The following is a 15,441-nucleotide window of genomic DNA, read 5'->3' as shown; positions in this document are numbered from 1 at the left end:
CATTCTCATTTTGATAGCATTAAACATAGCAAAGGCTATATTTCCAGAGGCAGATAATGACAAACAGTCGCGTAGAAGGTAGCAGTGGCAGAGCAGCGCGCAAGTTGCGGTTCGCATTAATGGGGCCTGCGTTCATTGCTGCCATCGGCTATATCGATCCGGGTAATTTTGCGACCAATATTCAGGCCGGGGCCAGCTTCGGCTATAAGCTGCTGTGGGTGGTCGTCTGGGCTAACCTGATGGCGATGCTGATCCAGATGCTCTCTGCAAAGCTGGGGATTGCCACGGGTAAAAACCTGGCGGAGCAAATCCGCGACCACTATCCGCGTCCAGCGGTCTGGCTCTACTGGGTTCAGGCAGAAATCATCGCCATGGCAACCGACCTCGCTGAGTTTATCGGCGCGGCGATCGGCTTTAAGCTAATTCTGGGTGTGTCACTGTTACAAGGGGCGGTACTGACCGGGATTGCTACGTTCCTGATCCTGATGCTGCAGCGTCGAGGGCAAAAGCCGCTGGAGAAGGTCATTGGTGGTCTGCTGCTGTTTGTCGCTGCGGCGTACATCGTTGAGCTGATTTTCTCACAGCCGAACCTGGCGCAGCTCGCGACAGGCATGGTGATCCCAGGCCTGCCCACCTCGGAAGCGGTGTTCCTGGCCGCCGGGGTGTTGGGGGCGACCATCATGCCGCATGTCATTTATTTACACTCCTCGCTGACCCAACATCTTCATGGTGGGACGCGCAAAGAGCGTTATTCGGCAACCAAATGGGATGTGGCAATCGCCATGACCATCGCGGGTTTTGTGAATCTGGCGATGATGGCCACCGCCGCCGCCGCTTTCCATTTTAACGGCCATACCGGTATTGCCGATCTCGATCAGGCCTATCTCACGCTGGAGCCGTTACTGAGCCATGCTGCTGCAACGATATTTGGGCTGAGCCTGGTCGCTGCCGGCCTCTCTTCCACGGTGGTAGGTACGCTGGCAGGGCAGGTGGTGATGCAGGGTTTTGTGCGCTTCCATATTCCACTGTGGGTGCGTCGTTTTGTCACCATGTTGCCGTCATTTGTTGTGATTCTGATGGGGCTCGATCCAACGCGAATTCTGGTGATGAGCCAGGTGCTGCTGAGCTTTGGTATTGCGCTGGCGCTGGTGCCGCTGCTGATTTTCACCAGCAATAAAACGTTGATGGGCGATTTGGTTAACACGACGCTGGTGAAACGAACCGGTTGGGCGATTGTGGTGGTAGTCGTAGCGCTAAACTTATGGTTGTTGATTGGCACAGCGCTGGGGCTATAAAAGAAAAAGGAGCCGGGAGGCTCCTTTTTGCATTAATGACGACCGTGGCCGTGACCACCGTGTCCTTTTCCGCCGTGACCCCAGCCGCCGCGGCGGTCGTCACGATCGTTCCAGCCTTCGCGGTAGCCGCGTTCATAGGCGTTATTTTTATACCAGCCGCGATGCAGGCCGTTATCATGCCTGCGCCAGCGGTCACCACGCCATTCATAATGACGGTTCCAGTAGTCACGGTCGCGCCAGTAGCCACCGTCCCAGTATCTGCCGTAGTCGTCACGATCGCCAATTTGTAATTTTACTGATGGCAACAGGGTGATTTCGCCCGCAGTGGCGATGAGCGGGGCTGAAGCCAGTAATACCGCTGCAAGAATCAGTGACCTGAACATACTCTTTCTCCTTCACGATCGGGGCCTTCGTGGGGCCTGTTAACGCAATATTACGAGTTGGTAAAGCCTCGTTTCATCGCCTCAACTCCGAATTGCTGAGGGAGAGCACTTTTTGCTAAAAGTGGTTTTATTTTGAGCTGTTCAGGATTTCGTTAATACGCGTCAGCTCTTCTGCGGAAAAATGGCGGTTTTTCAGCATGCCCACGGCGTCATCGATCTGAGCCGCTTTACTTGCCCCAATCAGCACCGAGGTCACTTCCTCATGGCGTAACACCCAGGCCAGCGCCATCTGGGAGAGTTTCTGGCCGCGGCTTTCCGCCAGGGCGTTTAGCTTGCGTACCTTCTCCAGCTTCTCTTCGGTGATCTGATCCGGGTTAAGGAATTGACTGCCGCTTGCCGCACGGGAATCGGCGGGAATACCGTTAAGATACCGGTTGGTCAACTGTCCGCCTGCAAGCGGCGAGAAGGGAATACAGCCGACCCCTTTTTCCTGCAGAACATCCAGCAAACCCTGTTCCGGCGCACGTTCGAACATCGAGTATTTCGGCTGGTGAATCAGGCAGGGCGTGCCCAGATCGTTCAGGATATCAATCGCTCTACGCGCCAGTTCGGCGGGGTAGTTGGATAACCCGACATACAGAGCTTTGCCCTGGCGCACCAGATGGTCAAGCGCTTTCATGGTTTCCTGCAACGGCGTTTCAGGATCGGGACGGTGATGATAGAAGATATCGACATACTCCAGCCCCATGCGCTTCAGGCTTTGATCCAGGCTTGCCAGCAGATATTTGCGCGATCCCCAGTCGCCGTAAGGGCCGTCCCACATGGTATATCCCGCTTTCGTGGAGACGATTAGCTCGTCGCGCCAGGGCAGGAAATCCTCCTGCAAAATACGGCCGAAATTACGCTCGGCGGACCCCGGCGGGGGACCATAGTTATTGGCAAGGTCGAAATGCGTAATACCCACATCGAACGCGCGCTGTAAAAGTTGACGGCTGTTTTCGAGAAGCGTGGCGTCACCAAAATTGTGCCACAGCCCGAGCGAGACGGCAGGTAACCTGAGCCCGCTACGCCCGCAGCGGCGATACTCCATTGTCTGGTAACGACTTTTGTCCGGCTGATAACCCATTTTATGACCCCTCGCGCTGAAGAGATAAAGCAGTGTATACGTTTACATTAACGTGAAAAAAAGCAGCATAGCGCAGCCTTTTTTGTAAAGCATTCTTTCCATACCCTTCTTACCGCCAATTCTGGACAGCCATCACGCTTATTTAATACTCAAGGTGAGGTCAACATCAGAAGGATACCTGTTTATGCGTACCCCGTACTGCGTCGCCGATTACCTGCTGGACCGTCTTACAGATTGTGGAGCCGATCATCTGTTTGGCGTGCCGGGCGACTATAACCTGCAGTTTCTCGACCACGTGATAGACAGCCCGGATATCTGCTGGGTGGGCTGTGCCAACGAATTAAACGCCTCTTATGCCGCTGACGGATATGCCCGCTGTAAGGGCTTCGCGGCGCTGCTGACGACGTTTGGCGTAGGAGAGTTAAGTGCCATGAACGGCATTGCGGGCAGCTATGCCGAGCACGTTCCGGTACTGCATATCGTTGGGGCGCCGGGCACGGCTTCTCAGCAAAGAGGGGAGCTGCTGCACCATACTCTGGGCGATGGTGAGTTCCGTCATTTTTACCATATGAGCGAACCGATCACCGTTGCACAGGCGATCCTGACCGAACAAAACGCCTGTTATGAAATTGACCGGGTACTGACGACCATGCTCCGGGAACGTCGCCCCGGCTACCTGATGTTACCTGCCGATGTGGCAAAAAAAGCCGCCACGCCGCCTGTAAACGCTCTCACGCTTCGGCATGCCCATGCCGATAGCGCCTGCCTGAAAGCGTTCCGGGATGCCGCGGAGAATAAACTGGCTGCCAGCAAACGTACCGCGCTGTTAGCGGATTTCCTTGTTCTGCGCCATGGGCTGAAGCATGCGCTACAGAAGTGGGTGAAGGACGTACCGATGGCACACGCCACCATGCTGATGGGCAAAGGCATATTCGACGAACGTCACGCCGGCTTTTACGGCACTTACAGCGGTTCGGCAAGCGCCGGCCCGGTAAAAGAGGCGATAGAGGGGGCGGACACGGTGCTGTGCATCGGCACGCGATTTACCGATACCCTGACGGCTGGCTTCACCCACCAGTTAACCCCGTCGCAAACGATAGAGGTTCAGCCTCATGCTTCACGCGTCGGTGATATCTGGTTTACCGGCATCCCAATGCTTCAGGCAATTGAAACGCTGGTGGAGCTGTGCAAACAGCATGTTCACGAGAAGCCAGCTCCCTTGTCCCATAGCGCGATGAACTTCCCTCAACCGGAGGGATCGCTTACCCAGGAGAATTTCTGGAAAACGCTGCAAACGTTTATTCGCCCGGGAGATATCATCCTTGCCGATCAGGGGACCTCGGCCTTCGGCGCGATTGACCTGCGTTTGCCTGCCGATGTGAATTTTATCGTCCAGCCGCTGTGGGGCTCGATCGGCTACACCCTTGCCGCGGCGTTCGGCGCGCAAACGGCTTGCCCGAACCGGCGCGTGATTGTGCTGACGGGTGATGGCGCGGCGCAGCTGACCATTCAGGAGCTCGGGTCAATGTTGCGTGATAAACAACACCCCATCATCCTGGTGCTCAACAACGAAGGATACACGGTTGAAAGGGCAATTCACGGGCCGGAACAGCGTTACAACGACATTGCGCTATGGAACTGGACGCAAATCCCGCAGGCCTTGAGCCTCGATCCTCAGGCTCAGTGCTGGCGGGTCAGTGAAGCGGAGCAACTGGCGGACGTGCTGGAGAAAGTGGCGCACCACGAGCGGCTCTCGCTGATTGAGGTGATGCTGCCAAAAGCGGACATCCCGCCGCTGCTGGGAGCGATCACCAAAGCGCTGGAAGCGCGCAATAGCGCCTGATTACTTGTCGTTTCGCCAGGCCATCATCATCGGTTTGCCCGCCAGCAGGAGCCAGGCGGGCAACATCACGATGCAGAGCAGCGGGAAAAGCGTTGAATCCGGCACCACGACCGCCGCCATAAACAGGCTTAGCCACGCATCACGCGTCACCACCAGTACCAGCCCCAGAATAGAGCAGGAGACGGTAATCGCCGCTGGAACCGCATCGACATGCTCGTGCAGCATCAGCCCCAGTGCCACACCGACAAACACCGCCGGGAAGATGCGTCCACCGCGGAAACCGCAGGCTGCAGCTACGACCAGCGCCGCCAGCTTGATGACGGCAAACAGCAGGTAATCGGAAACGCTAAATACCTGGCTGAAGGCGAGCTGCTGCATCTCATCCAGACCTTTGAACAGCGTCACCGTCCCGCCAATCGAGCCTAATATTCCGAGGATTAATCCCCCTGTACCCAGAATCAGCACCGGATGTTTGAGCTTATGCACCAGCCGGTGCAGGCGCGGAAGACACCATACCGCCACCATCCCCAGCGCGATGGCTATTGCGACGACGATGGCGCCGCTGAAAATATCCGCTATCTGCATCTCTCCGTAGTGGGGCAGAGAGAGGGAAAAATGGGGATGGAAAAACAGGCTGGTCGTCAGCGCGCCGGCGGCTGCAGCCATCAGCGGAGCAAAAAGTTTATCCCAGAGTGGGGCATCATCATTGCTGGTGAGCGTCTGTGAAAAAATCAGAGCGGCAGCAACAGGCGTGCCGAAAAGCGCTCCGATGGTGCCAGCGGAGGCGAGGATGGTCCAGTCCAGCGCGCCGACGCGCGGTAGAATGCGTGAGCCAAGGTAAACCGCCAGACCTATATTCACCGCCATAATAGGATGCTCGGGGCCCAGACTGACGCCGCCCGCCAGGCCCACGATCAACGCGACGATCAGCCCCGGCAGTCCAGAGGGCTGAATCGGAGCGCCAATCAGCGGTTCCAGCGCCGGGTCCGGTCCGGCATGACCGGGACTGAAACGGATCACCAGGCCCACCGCAATGCCGGTTAACGTCAGCATTACAATGATCCACGCCGAAGAATCAGCGGTGACTCCAAGTTTTGCCGGAAGCGCCGTCCATAACAGGGTTTGCAGCACCGACGCGACTTTCATCACGACAATAAGTACCAGGCTTGAGGCCACGCCGATGATCAGCGCAGGAATGGCCAGCAACAGCATGGTTCTGGCTCGCGGGTGGAGCATGATGATTTCCTTGTACAAAAGGTATTACGTTACTTTGCACATTAAGCCTTCTGGCAATAGTGCAAAAGGTGCTGAAACGGTAAAGTTATTCTGTGACGAAGATCGATAATCCACGGGCATTCACCTTCCGGTCGTTGTTGTTATCACGCCTTGAATTTACAGTGTCCCAAAGATTTATTCTGACTTTAGCGGAGCAGTAGAAGAATGACAAAGTATGCTTTGGTAGGCGATGTGGGCGGCACGAACGCGCGTCTCGCATTATGCGATGTAAGTAGCGGCGAAATTTCCCGGGCGAAAACCTACTCAGGGCTGGATTACCCAAGCCTTGAGGCCGTTGTTCGCGTCTATCTGGAAGAGCATCAGGCGAGCGTCGAAGACGGTTGCATCGCCATTGCCTGCCCGATAACCGGCGACTGGGTCGCAATGACCAACCATACCTGGGCCTTCTCCATCGCAGAGATGAAAAAAAACCTCGGGTTTGCGCATCTGGAAATCATCAACGACTTCACCGCGGTGTCCATGGCGATCCCGATGCTAAAGCCGGAGCACCTGATCCAGTTTGGCGGTGCTGAGCCGGTCGAGGGCAAGCCGATTGCGGTTTACGGTGCCGGTACCGGCCTGGGCGTGTCGCACCTGGTGCATGTTGCTCAGCGCTGGGTGAGCCTGCCGGGTGAAGGCGGCCACGTAGACTTTGCGCCAAACAGCGAAGAAGAGGGCATTATCCTCGAAGAGTTACGCGCGGAGATCGGCCACGTTTCCGCCGAGCGCGTCCTTTCAGGGCCGGGGCTGGTGAACCTGTACCGGGCGATTGTGAAATCGGATGGTCGTCTGCCGGAAAATCTGCAGCCGAAGGACGTCACCGAACGCGCGCTGGCGGACAGCTGCATTGACTGCCGCCGCGCTCTGTCGCTGTTCTGCGTGATCATGGGACGTTTCGGCGGCAACCTGGCGCTGACGCTGGGCACTTTCGGTGGGGTCTATATTGCGGGCGGGATTGTGCCGCGCTTCCTCGACTTCTTTAAAGCCTCCGGCTTCCGCGGCGGGTTTGAAGATAAAGGGCGCTTCAGAAGCTACGTACAGGACATTCCTGTTTATCTCATCGTGCATGATAACCCAGGCCTGCTGGGTTCGGGTGCCCATCTGCGTCAGGTTCTCGGTCAAATCCTCTGACGCATCATAACCCTCTCCCGCGGGAGAGGGCTCTTTCGTTACAGGTGCATCAGCTGGCGGAACTCTTTCACTTTGCTGCGGCTCACCGGCACCTGAAAATCCAGATCTTTGAGACGCAAAATATAGGTGTTGTTAAACCACGGTTCGATCTCGCGGATCTTATTTAAATTGACGCAGAACGAACGGTGGCAGCGGAAAAAGTGGGCCGCTGGCAGCTTGCTGCAAAACTCGGTGATGTTCATCGCCATGACATACGATTCCCGCCGCGTATAGACAAACGTCATCTTTTCGTGCGCTTCGGCGTAGTAGATATCGTTGACCGGGGTCACGATGATGCGCTCATCTTTGACCAGATTAATGGTGTCGTTTTCGCGTACCGCGGGGCTGGCGCTGGCGGGGGCGGTCTGCTGCTGCCATGCGGCCTCCAGCTTTTGCAGCATGCTGACAATCCGCGACTCCTGGTAAGGTTTCAGAATATAGTCAAACGCCTCCAGCTCGAAAGCTTCTACGGCGTGCTCTTTCCAGGCGGTAACGAACACAATAAACGGCTTATGGGCAAACTGATTGATGTTTTGCGCCAGCAGTACGCCATCCAGCGAGGGAATATTGATATCGAGAAAAATCGCGTCGACCCGGTTGTGCTGCAAAAACTTCAGCACGTCCAGACCGTCATCAAACGTACCCACAATCTCCATCTGGCTGTGGGTTTTGATAAGCCAGCTGAGCTCCTGTTGAGCCAGGAATTCATCTTCTACGATGATAACTTTCATATTACTCGCCCTGAGGTAACAGTGATGTCGCCGCATGAACAGGGGAGCGTTCATTCGGGACGTAAAAAGCGATTTCAGTGCCTGGTTCAAGACGGTGAATATGCAGCCCGTCGCCGTAGAGAAGCTTGACCCTGTGGTGTACGTTCAATAGCCCGATTTTATTCCCTGGCATTTCGTTAGACTCCACGCGCTCAATGACTTTTGGGTCAATCCCGTGGCCGGTATCGCGTACGGCAATACGCACCCGGTTTCCGCTTTCAGTGATGCTGATGGTGACCACCCCTTTGCCTTTACAGGGCTGAATACCGTGAACAATCGCGTTTTCGACCAGCGGCTGGATCAGCAGGCTCGGGATCACGCAGTTGACCTCTTCATCAATATCAAAAATCACCGTGAGCTTGTCGCCGAAGCGCGCCTGCTCAATCGCAATGTAGTCTTTGATCTGATACAGCTCTTTTTTGATGTCGATCTGCTCGTCATCTTTTAGTTCGATGTTGTAGCGCAGATAGCGCGACAGGTTAAAAATCAGCTGGCGCGCGGTGTCCGGATTCAAACGAATGGAAGAGGAGATGGCATTCAGCGCGTTAAACAGGAAATGGGGATTAATTTTGCTCTGAAGCGCGCGCAGCTCTGCCTTATTTGCCATCTCGCGCAGCTGTTCTGCCCGGGAGACCTCAAGCTGGGTAGAAATAATCTGCGACAGGCCAATGGCCATCTCCTGCAGCGTGGAGGTGATCTGATGCGCGTGGCAGTAATAAATTTTCAGCGTGCCCGTCACAACGCCTTTCTCCCACAGCGGGATCACCAGCATCGAGTGAATCTCCGGCGTTCGGTGAGCTTCATCATTGTTTTTAATAATGATTTTGCCGTAGTTAATCGCCTGTCTGGTGGTCGGACTAATGGTGTCATCACTGTCGCGATAGTTGTGTTCCCCAACGCCAACGTAGGCCAGCACGTGGTCGATATTGGTGATGGCGACGGCGTCAGCGTGAATGTCGTGGCGGATAATCTCGCAAACCTGGCGCAGCGACTCCGCGTTAACGTGACGAAAGAGCGGCAGCGTTTTGTTGGCGATGTCCAGCGCCAGCTTGGCCTGACGGGCGGCGCTGGCCTCTTTCTCCCCTTCAACGCTCTGCACCAGCAGCACGATAAAACCGATGCAGACGCTGCCCAGGATCATGGGAATACCTATTTTTGAAACGATATCCAGCCCCAGCGCGGTGGTGGGGGCCCAGACGACGACCAGAATCATGGTCAGCGTTTCGCACACCATGCCCGCGACAATCCCGGCGCGCCAGCGCTGTTTTTTCGGGATCTTGCGGCTTATCCAGCCGGATAGCACCCCGGCGATAATGCTGGTGATAAAGCACGGCACTGCCGTTACGCCACCGATATCAATCAGGTAGCGATGGGTCCCGGCTATCACGCCGGTGATGATACCCACCCACGGGCCAAACAAAATTCCGCCGGACATGACGGCGATAATGCGCACGTTAACCAGCGAACCCTCTACCGGCACCCCGGACCAGGTGCTGAACAGGGCGAACAGCGAAAAGATGGCGGTTACGGCCAACAGCTCTTTCGGCGAGTGTGCGGATTTATGCAACAGCTCGCGAAACAGGCGAATGCGAATAAGGAAGAACAGGCAAATCAGCATTAATGCCGCACGGTCAAAAACCGCCAGCAGCATAGTGAATATCTCGTGCACGGAGCAGACCTGGGAAAACGGGAAAAAACCATGATAAAAAACCTGGGGCGTATTGACCAGCTATCCGTCGGGTTTATCAAATGAGGAAAAACCATAATTTACAAAGGGGATTGCATGGTAAGGATTGATGCGACCCGATTTGTTCTCAGCACCATATCGGCAGGTAACTGTTTTGATATCATTGTGTTAAATAACGGCTAACAGAAAGCCGATATCAGAACCATGCTTTCAATTTCAGGCGTTGCCGTATTCCGGTTTTCACGCGCGCGCTTTTTTTTCATTTCCCCCTCGACAGCATGATTTTTTTCAGGTTATTTTCTAAGCACGCCACATCGGTGGCAGCGTCGCTCGGACGGTCCGGGCGCTAACGTTAATCTGAGGAATCTATGGCTGAATTCAGTCCTGAACGCCGTTTTACGCGTATCGATCGTCTCCCCCCTTATGTTTTCAATATCACCGCTGAACTGAAGATGGCTGCGCGTCGGCGCGGCGAAGATATTATCGATTTCAGCATGGGTAACCCTGACGGCCCTACGCCGCCGCATATCGTTGAAAAGCTTTGCACGGTTGCCCAGCGCCCGGATACGCACGGCTACTCAACCTCTCGCGGTATTCCCAGGTTACGTCGCGCGATCTCGCGCTGGTATCAGGATCGCTATCAGGTCGATATTGATCCTGAAAGTGAAGCGATTGTCACCATCGGCTCGAAAGAGGGGCTGGCACACCTGATGCTGGCCACGCTGGATCATGGCGATACGGTGTTGGTGCCTAATCCAAGCTATCCGATCCATATCTACGGCGCGGTGATTGCCGGGGCGCAGGTCCGCTCCGTGCCGCTGGTGGAAGGTGTCGATTTCTTTAACGAGCTGGAACGTGCCATTCGCGAAAGCTATCCGAAACCTAAAATGATGATCCTGGGTTTCCCGTCGAACCCAACGGCCCAGTGCGTAGAGCTTGATTTCTTCGAGAAAGTTGTCGCGCTGGCCAAGCGTTATGACGTGCTGGTGGTTCACGATTTAGCTTACGCTGACATCGTCTATGACGGCTGGGAAGCCCCGTCGATTATGCAGGTTCCCGGGGCGCGTGATGTGGCGGTGGAGTTCTTTACCCTGTCGAAAAGCTACAACATGGCGGGCTGGCGTATTGGCTTTATGGTGGGTAACAAAACGCTGGTAAGTGCACTGGCGCGAATCAAGAGTTACCACGACTACGGTACCTTCACGCCGCTGCAGGTCGCCGCTATCGCTGCCCTGGAAGGCGACCAGCAGTGCGTTCACGAGATTGCCGCCCAGTATAAGCGCCGCCGCGACGTGCTGGTAAAAGGGCTGCATGAGGCCGGCTGGATGGTGGAAATGCCGAAAGCGTCCATGTACGTCTGGGCGAAAATTCCTGAACCGTACGCGGCGATGGGATCGCTGGAGTTTGCTAAAAAACTACTGCAGGATGCGAAGGTGTGTGTGTCACCGGGCATTGGCTTTGGTGATTACGGCGACACCCATGTGCGATTTGCCCTGATTGAAAACAGCGACCGTATTCGTCAGGCGGTGAGGGGCATCAAAAGTATGTTCCGGGCCGACGGTCTTCTCACCTCAAAGAGCGTCGCAGAACACCCCGCATCGTCATGACATAAAAAAACAGGAGCCAAATGGCTCCTGTTTTTTTGACTGCATGTTCTTCACTAGATCATCAGGGCAAAGGTTCCGGCCCAGACTAAAACGATCACCGAAATGCCCATAAAGAAATATTTCACGTTTCATCGCTCCGCGTATCTTGTGGTACGCACTTAAAAACAGAGTCCAACTGATTATAGAGAGCTGAAATCCGGCCAAATCAGAAATGAGAATTATCCCGTTATGCCGCCGACTCCAGCTCAGAATTCTGTGCTTTCCTGTAGCCAGACGGCGCTAATGTACGCCTAAAAATGAGGGGTGGCAAGAGGGATTTTTTTAAATAATTTCCGTTACTTACGAGTGTCGTGGAACGGCGACAGTTTGATTTCACGACGCAATAAATTCACTTTGAGCGACGCTATGAAAGGCGGTTTAGTCGTGGGATGACAGGTGATTGAAAAGGTTAGTTTCTTAGCGAAACTAACCTTACTGGAAGGCTTAAATATAGAGCGAGGCTTCGCCGAGAGGGCGCGTTTTGAAACGGCGATGCATCCAGAGGTACTGCTCAGGCGCGCGCATAATTTCTGTTTCGATGACCTTATTGATAAACGCTGCCGCTTCACACTCGTTTTCCGGATAGTTAGCCATTTCTGGGGAGATGTGCAGACGGTAGCCTGACTTATCCGCTTTTCTCACCATTGTCACGGTCAGCATGGAGGCACCTGACAAACGCGAAATGACAAAAGTACCGTTGGTCGTCGCCACGTCTTTTACGGCAAAGAAGGGAGCAAAGCTGCTGCCTTTACGTCCGTAATCCTGATCGGGTGCAAACCAGACGGCTTCACCTTTCTTCAGAGCACCAACCATACCGCGCAGGTTATTACGGCTGATCATCGCTTTGTTGGAACGCATACGGCCGCGCGTTTGCACCCACTCCATCAACGCACTGTTGTGCGGTCTGTAGGTTGCCATCATGGGCTGACAAAGCCCCATCACGCGGCCGCCCAGCTCCAGCGACATAAAGTGAACGCCAACGACCATCACGCCGCGTTTTTGCATCTGCGCGCGTTTAAGGTTATCCAGTCCTTCCACGTCAAACCACTTGCGCACGCGCTCATCCGGCCAGAACCAGGCCATGCCGGTTTCAAGCAACGCCATGCCGATAGACTTGAAGTTTTCAGCGATGAGTTTCTCGCGCTCTTCAGCATTGTACTGAGGGAAGCAAAGCTCAAGATTTTTACGCGCGATGGATTCGCGACGCTTCAGGAAATAGCGGGAGGCGCTACCCAGTTTAGATCCCAGCAAACGCAGCGCAGGGTAGGGGAGTTGAACCAGCAGCCAGAGAACGCCAAGACCAAACCATGTAAACCAGTAACGTGGGTGTAAAAACGCACGCTGAAATTTGGATTGAGACAAAATAGTAAAACCTATATGAAGCCTGTAAAGGTAGCGCAGAGTTTGCGATACGACGTGCCGATAAGACCGTTCTTCAAGGTGATGGTTGCAGGCTTTACCGAACTTTACGGCGTTGCCTGGCCACTGCTGATTTGGGCGGGCGGCGTAATGTAGCACCGTTATACGTTATGTGCTATTACTCGTTTTTGATTAAAAAAGCGACAGTCAGGGAGGTGCTTGATTTTACAGTTTTTATATTCTCTGCTGTGAAAGCGTCAGTCTGCATGTGTTGGCGATGGAAACATCTCAAAATGGGGGGCTGAATGAATAAAAAGCGTCGCGGGTTAAGTTGTGGCAGGTCACTTAGTTAAAAAATTATTTAACACTCCAGGTAAATTAATAAGAAAATTCCCTGCGAAATTTCTTAGGTGTTATTCATGCAATCAATAAAATCGTGTGTTTTCATTATTTCTTAACGTCTTCATTTTATCGAGTCACAATAACGCTTGCCTGTGTGTTTATTATTTTTGACTTCATTGTTATGATGCAGGTCAAGACAGGGCGTTTTTGTGAGGGTTTATCTGCCTGCGATCGTTTATTCGATATGAATATTCGTTTTATAGTCCAGAAGTAGCGTCTTTTTCTGAGTTGACTAGCCATTCCGCAATAATATTTTAGTGGAAAACTCTTAAGAAATTTCTTGATTCGGGTAAATGATCTGTGCATTTGATTTTACGCCGATCATTATTCTATTATTGCGCATCAAGAACGATACCGTGAAGTTTTCATAGCAAAACAAAGAGGGACGATGAGATGGCTGACAGTTTTCAGAATGAGGTGCCTAAGGCACGTATTAACCTGAAGCTTGACCTGCATACTGGCGGAGCAAGTAAGAAAATGGAATTGCCCTTGAAATTGCTTGTTACGGGTGATTTCAGCAACGGGCAGGAATCTGCGTCAATATCCGATCGTGAAAAAGTTAATATTAACAAAAATAATTTTGACAGTGTCCTTTCCGAATATTCCCCAAAAGTTAATCTGACCGTTAAAAATACGCTCTCTGACGATGGTGGTGAAGACAACATTCAGCTGACTTTCCAGAGCATGAAAGATTTCACGCCGGAGCAGGTTGCTGCCCAGATACCGCAGTTGAAGGCGATGCTGGCGATGCGCAACTTGCTTCGCGATCTGAAGGCCAACCTGTTGGATAACCAGACTTTCCGAAAAGAGCTGGAAAAAATCGTTCTTGACCAGTCGCTTAGCGCTGAGTTGCGAAATGAGCTATCAGCTCTGGCACCAAAAAAACCTTAACCATCAAGCTGTTTTAACGGATTAATCAAGGAATGCTCATGTCTGTACAAAATAATATTGCTGGCGGTGAAAGCGTGGTGCTGGAACGTCCTGTTGCGGGTGGGGTTTACGCTTCCCTGTTTGAGAAAATCAATCTGAGCCCTGTCTCTGAGCTGAGCGCGCTGGATATCTGGCAAGATGCCCAGGCGATGTCAGATGCGACCGCGGATGAGCGTCTGACTGCAGGTATGCAGGTCTTTCTGGAATGTCTGACCAAAGCAGGCTCGAAGGTCGAAAAACTGGATAAGAGCCTGATTGATCATCATATCGCTGAGCTCGATTATCAGATCAGCCGCCAGCTGGACGCTGTCATGCACCATGATGAGTTTCAGGCGGTTGAAAGCCTGTGGCGCGGTGTGAAGTCGCTGGTGGATAAAACTGATTTTCGCCAGAACGTGAAAATTGAGTTGCTGAGCATGTCTAAAGAAGACCTGCGTCAGGACTTTGAAGACTGTCCAGAAGTCATCCAGAGTGGTCTGTATAAACACACCTACATAGACGAATATGACACCCCGGGCGGCGAGCCCATTGCGGCGCTGATTTCCGCTTACGAGTTCGACGCTTCAGCGCAGGATGTCGCTCTCCTGCGCAACATTTCCAAGGTCTCTGCTGCGGCACATATGCCGTTTATCGGCTCGGCAGGCCCGAAATTCTTCCTCAAGGAGTCCATGGAAGACGTCGCGGCGATTAAAGATATTGGTAACTATTTTGACCGCGCGGAGTACATCAAGTGGAAATCGTTCCGCGATACTGACGATGCCCGCTACATCGGCCTGGTGATGCCGCGCGTACTAGGACGCTTACCATATGGTCCGGATACCGTTCCGGTTCGCAGCTTCAATTATGTCGAAGAGGTCAAAGGTCCGGATCACGACAAATATCTGTGGACCAACGCATCGTTTGCCTTCGCGTCCAACATGGTGCGCAGCTTTATCAATAATGGCTGGTGTGTACAGATTCGTGGGCCACAGGCTGGCGGTGCGGTTCAGGACCTGCCGATCCATCTGTACGATCTCGGTACCGGCAATCAGGTGAAAATCCCAAGCGAGGTGATGATCCCGGAAACCCGTGAATTCGAATTCGCGAATCTGGGCTTCATTCCTTTGTCCTACTACAAAAACCGCGACTACGCCTGCTTCTTCTCGGCTAACTCCACGCAGAAACCGGCACTGTATGACACCGCAGATGCAACGGCGAACAGCCGCATCAACGCCCGTCTTCCGTACATCTTCCTGCTGTCGCGTATCGCTCACTACCTGAAGCTGATTCAGCGTGAAAACATCGGTACTACCAAGGATCGCCGACTGCTGGAGCTGGAGCTGAATACCTGGGTCCGCAGCCTGGTGACCGAAATGACCGACCCGGGCGACGAACTGCAGGCGTCTCATCCACTGCGTGATGCGAAAGTGGTGGTGGAAGATATTGAGGACAACCCAGGCTTCTTCCGCGTGAAATTGTACGCTATTCCACACTTCCAGGTAGAAGGCATGGACGTGAACCTGTCGCTGGTTTCCCAGATGCCGAAAGCGAAATCGTAAAAACGGGCAGGAAGCCG

Annotated in this window: 14 protein-coding genes; 7 read left to right on the top strand and 7 right to left on the bottom strand. The window is 53.6% G+C overall.

All coding sequences use genetic code 11. The annotated features are described in order from the left end of the window. Positions 1–56: 56 nt before the first annotated feature. The gene (locus ACR42C_RS16280; RefSeq protein ID WP_320720029.1) at positions 57–1,295 is read left to right on the top strand and encodes an Nramp family divalent metal transporter; all 1,239 of its coding nucleotides are present in this window, start codon (positions 57–59) and stop codon (positions 1,293–1,295) included. A gap of 32 nt (positions 1,296–1,327) precedes the next feature. Here the strand turns inward: ACR42C_RS16280 and ACR42C_RS16275 are convergent, their stop codons facing one another. Beyond that, on the bottom strand, positions 1,328–1,678 hold the full coding sequence (locus tag ACR42C_RS16275) for a DUF2502 domain-containing protein (protein WP_116338447.1): 351 nt from the start codon (positions 1,676–1,678) through the stop codon (positions 1,328–1,330). A gap of 127 nt (positions 1,679–1,805) precedes the next feature. Next, complete coding sequence (gene mgrA, locus ACR42C_RS16270) at positions 1,806–2,804, bottom strand: L-glyceraldehyde 3-phosphate reductase (protein ID WP_192983635.1); 999 nt, start codon at positions 2,802–2,804, stop codon at positions 1,806–1,808. A 184-nt stretch (positions 2,805–2,988) separates the two neighbouring features. On the opposite strand from mgrA, the gene ipdC reads away from it, so the two are divergent. Further along, complete coding sequence (ipdC, locus tag ACR42C_RS16265; protein WP_163330973.1) at positions 2,989–4,647, top strand: indolepyruvate decarboxylase; 1,659 nt, start codon at positions 2,989–2,991, stop codon at positions 4,645–4,647. On the opposite strand, the gene ACR42C_RS16260 is transcribed toward ipdC, so the two are convergent. Then, entirely contained in the window at positions 4,648–5,883 is a 1,236-nt protein-coding gene (locus tag ACR42C_RS16260) for an ion channel protein (RefSeq protein ID WP_479984339.1), read from the bottom strand. It lies immediately after the preceding gene. A 204-nt stretch (positions 5,884–6,087) separates the two neighbouring features. Here ACR42C_RS16260 and glk point away from each other — a divergent pair, with 204 nt between their 5' ends. Beyond that, positions 6,088–7,053, top strand: a complete 966-nt coding sequence (glk, locus tag ACR42C_RS16255; RefSeq protein WP_116338455.1) for a glucokinase — start codon at positions 6,088–6,090, stop codon at positions 7,051–7,053. Positions 7,054–7,091: 38 nt separating this feature from the next. Here glk and ACR42C_RS16250 read toward each other — a convergent pair whose 3' ends face one another. Further along, a complete protein-coding gene (locus ACR42C_RS16250; RefSeq protein WP_116338457.1) occupies positions 7,092–7,823 on the bottom strand; it encodes a LytR/AlgR family response regulator transcription factor in 732 nt (243 codons plus the stop codon). A 1-nt stretch (position 7,824) separates the two neighbouring features. Beyond that, positions 7,825–9,531 carry a sensor histidine kinase gene (locus ACR42C_RS16245; protein WP_116338459.1) on the bottom strand — a complete coding sequence of 569 codons (1,707 nt, stop codon included), beginning with the start codon at positions 9,529–9,531 and terminating at the stop codon, positions 7,825–7,827. A gap of 386 nt (positions 9,532–9,917) precedes the next feature. On the opposite strand from ACR42C_RS16245, the gene alaC reads away from it, so the two are divergent. Next, entirely contained in the window at positions 9,918–11,156 is a 1,239-nt protein-coding gene (gene alaC, locus ACR42C_RS16240; protein WP_320720034.1) for an alanine transaminase, read from the top strand. 53 nt (positions 11,157–11,209) lie between these two features. Here alaC and ypdK read toward each other — a convergent pair whose 3' ends face one another. After that, a complete protein-coding gene (gene ypdK, locus ACR42C_RS16235) occupies positions 11,210–11,281 on the bottom strand; it encodes a membrane protein YpdK (RefSeq protein WP_099458937.1) in 72 nt (23 codons plus the stop codon). A 358-nt stretch (positions 11,282–11,639) separates the two neighbouring features. Beyond that, positions 11,640–12,560: a kdo(2)-lipid IV(A) palmitoleoyltransferase gene (lpxP, locus tag ACR42C_RS16230; RefSeq protein WP_163330978.1), complete on the bottom strand. Its 921-nt coding sequence runs from the start codon at positions 12,558–12,560 to the stop codon at positions 11,640–11,642. A 12-nt stretch (positions 12,561–12,572) separates the two neighbouring features. Between lpxP and ACR42C_RS16225 the strand changes: the two genes are divergently transcribed. The 3 genes from ACR42C_RS16225 (at position 12,573) to tssC (ending at position 15,424) form a co-directional block, all read left to right on the top strand. Then, positions 12,573–12,710: a hypothetical protein gene (locus tag ACR42C_RS16225; RefSeq protein WP_159427010.1), complete on the top strand. Its 138-nt coding sequence runs from the start codon at positions 12,573–12,575 to the stop codon at positions 12,708–12,710. Positions 12,711–13,349: 639 nt separating this feature from the next. Next, positions 13,350–13,847, top strand: coding sequence for a type VI secretion system contractile sheath small subunit (tssB, locus tag ACR42C_RS16220; protein WP_320720035.1), 498 nt, complete (start codon positions 13,350–13,352; stop codon positions 13,845–13,847). Between the two features lie 32 nt (positions 13,848–13,879). Beyond that, positions 13,880–15,424 (top strand): type VI secretion system contractile sheath large subunit, encoded by a 1,545-nt coding sequence (tssC, locus tag ACR42C_RS16215; protein ID WP_116338464.1) that lies wholly within the window; start codon positions 13,880–13,882, stop codon positions 15,422–15,424. The last annotated feature ends 17 nt before the right edge of the window (positions 15,425–15,441 follow it).

It is taken from the genome of Enterobacter sp. MG-EB028, from assembly GCF_056673305.1.
This window is presented reverse-complemented; position numbering and strand designations above follow the sequence as displayed.

Coding starts and splice junctions, on each gene's coding strand:
- ACR42C_RS16275 (WP_116338447.1), bottom strand. CDS start 1,678: ATGTTCAGGTCACTGATTCTTGCAGCGGTATTACTGGCTTCAGCCCCG.
- ipdC (WP_163330973.1), top strand. CDS start 2,989: ATGCGTACCCCGTACTGCGTCGCCGATTACCTGCTGGACCGTCTTACA.
- tssC (WP_116338464.1), top strand. CDS start 13,880: ATGCTCATGTCTGTACAAAATAATATTGCTGGCGGTGAAAGCGTGGTG.
- tssB (WP_320720035.1), top strand. CDS start 13,350: ATGGCTGACAGTTTTCAGAATGAGGTGCCTAAGGCACGTATTAACCTG.
- alaC (WP_320720034.1), top strand. CDS start 9,918: ATGGCTGAATTCAGTCCTGAACGCCGTTTTACGCGTATCGATCGTCTC.
- ACR42C_RS16250 (WP_116338457.1), bottom strand. CDS start 7,823: ATGAAAGTTATCATCGTAGAAGATGAATTCCTGGCTCAACAGGAGCTC.
- mgrA (WP_192983635.1), bottom strand. CDS start 2,804: ATGGGTTATCAGCCGGACAAAAGTCGTTACCAGACAATGGAGTATCGC.
- ACR42C_RS16260 (WP_479984339.1), bottom strand. CDS start 5,883: ATGCTCCACCCGCGAGCCAGAACCATGCTGTTGCTGGCCATTCCTGCG.
- glk (WP_116338455.1), top strand. CDS start 6,088: ATGACAAAGTATGCTTTGGTAGGCGATGTGGGCGGCACGAACGCGCGT.
- ACR42C_RS16225 (WP_159427010.1), top strand. CDS start 12,573: ATGAAGCCTGTAAAGGTAGCGCAGAGTTTGCGATACGACGTGCCGATA.
- ACR42C_RS16280 (WP_320720029.1), top strand. CDS start 57: ATGACAAACAGTCGCGTAGAAGGTAGCAGTGGCAGAGCAGCGCGCAAG.